2 protein-coding genes are annotated in these 1,827 nt (G+C 69.6%); one reads left to right on the forward strand and one right to left on the reverse strand.

The annotated features are described in order from the left end of the window. Positions 1-1,217, reverse strand: a 1,217-nt coding sequence (locus V6M56_RS09255; RefSeq protein WP_332683089.1) for a GNAT family N-acetyltransferase, incomplete at its 3' end; no start/stop codon positions are given. 161 nt (positions 1,218-1,378) lie between these two features. Here V6M56_RS09255 and V6M56_RS09260 point away from each other — a divergent pair. Continuing rightward, the coding region (locus V6M56_RS09260; RefSeq protein WP_332683091.1) for a polysaccharide deacetylase family protein at positions 1,379-1,827 on the forward strand (449 nt) is incomplete at its 3' end.

Raw genomic sequence — 1,827 nt, forward strand, 5'->3', positions numbered from 1 at the left:
TGCGGCGGCCGGCGCTTCAGCCAGCCGAAAACCCGCAGCGACAGTTTCAGCGCCGTCGGCGAGGCCTTGATCCGCCGCTTCAGCGCGCGCTTGGCCTGGCTGAAGCGGGCATAGGCCCGGCCCTTGGCGGTGAGCGGCAGGAAGGTGTCGACGAGGTCGTCCTTGTCGTCGCAGATCGTCGTCTTGTAGCGCGCCTCGCCGACGCCGAGGTCGAACATCGTCAGCCCGGCCTGGCATTTGCGCCTGATCAGCTCGACCAGCAGGATCTCGCCCGGGCTGGTGCGGGCCGCTTCCGAGGTCAGGTCGAAGGAGGTCGCCATGCCGGAGAAGCGCGTGCCCTGGACGGCGCCGACATAGGTCGCGACCGGCCGGCCCTCGAGATCGAGCGAATAGAGTTCGACGACGGGCGGTCTTCCGGGCGAGCCCAGCGCCGCCTGGCGCAGGAAGGCGCGGATCGCCGGATCGGCGAACGGATCGGGCAGCCGCATCTGGGAAAAGCGTGCCGCCTTCTGCGCCAGGAAGGCATCGAGCACGCGCTCGATCTCCGGCTCGCCTTGCGCCTGCACCAGCTGCGAGGCGCCGAACTCGGCGAAGCGGTTGCGCTTGGTGGTCAGCTTCTTGCGGGCATGCTTGCTCATCGCCCGGCGCAAGGTGCCGTCGCAATCGCTGGGCTGGAGCGCCAGCTTGTAGGCCTTGCTCGGGCTCGGCCCGGCGGCCAGCCGCGCCGTCGGGTTGCGGACGCCCTGCCAGGAGGTCGGCTGGTTGACGAAGACGAAGGCGTCGATCGCGCCGATGGCCGCGCCGATCTCGGACAGCAGGAGCCGCACCGTGTCGTCGTCGAGCGCCTGGGCGAAGTCGGGGCGGTAGACGCCCATATGGTAGTTGGCGTGCTTGCCGCCGATGAATTCGGCGAAGCGGGTGCCGTGCCGCCGCGTGATCACCAGCGGCAGCAGCGCCAGCGTCGCTCCCTCGGCATCGCAGATGCGGGCGAAGCGGAATTCCATGGCTTCAGTGCGGCCGACCGTCTCGACGAAGGGGAGGATCCAGTCATAGGCCTGATAGGGCGTCACCAGACCGGTCGCTTCCAGCCGGCGCCACTCAGCCTCCAGCTCGGCGATGTCGCCGCCGACGCTGATCCGGCTCCAGCCGCGTGCGCCCTCCCGCTGCGAGGCGGCGGCGGCGGGCAGGCTCGGCGCGCATGCGGCGACGGCGGACATGGCTGGATCGAGCTCCCGCGTTCTCCCGTGACAGGCTTCCTTAACCCGGCATTGTGAACGGACCTGCCACTATCGGCCCGGTCGCTTCCCGCGATTGCCGAACAGCGTTAGTGATCGGTTGAACGAACGCTGCGATGAGCCGGGCAAATCTGGAACCCTGCATGAGCTTGCGCCACAAGGCCTTTTCCGCCGCCTTCAAGGCGATCGCTCTCTCCGGCGCCGACCGCTGGGGCAGGGGGCTGGCGCAGGGCCGGGGCGCGATCCTGATGCTCCACCATGTCCGCCCGCAGCGGCCGGGCGGTTTTCGGCCCAACGGCCTGCTCGAGATCACGCCCGGTTTCCTCGACCGGACGCTGACCCTGATCCGGGCCGAGGGCTACGACATCGTTCCGCTCGACGAAGCGCTGGCAAGGCTCGCCAATCGCAAGCCGGGCCGCTTCTTCGTCGCGCTGACCTTCGACGACGGCTATCGCGACAATCTCGACCACGCCTGGCCGGTGCTGGCGAAGCACCAGGCGCCCTGGACGCTCTATGTGACGCCGGGCTTCGCCGAGCGCACGGCGCGGCTCTGGTGGCTGGAGCTGGAGGAGGCGATCCGGGCGCTGCCGCG

It is taken from the genome of Allobosea sp. (genome assembly GCF_036675845.1).
In the GTDB taxonomy this organism is placed as follows: domain Bacteria; phylum Pseudomonadota; class Alphaproteobacteria; order Rhizobiales; family Beijerinckiaceae; genus Allobosea.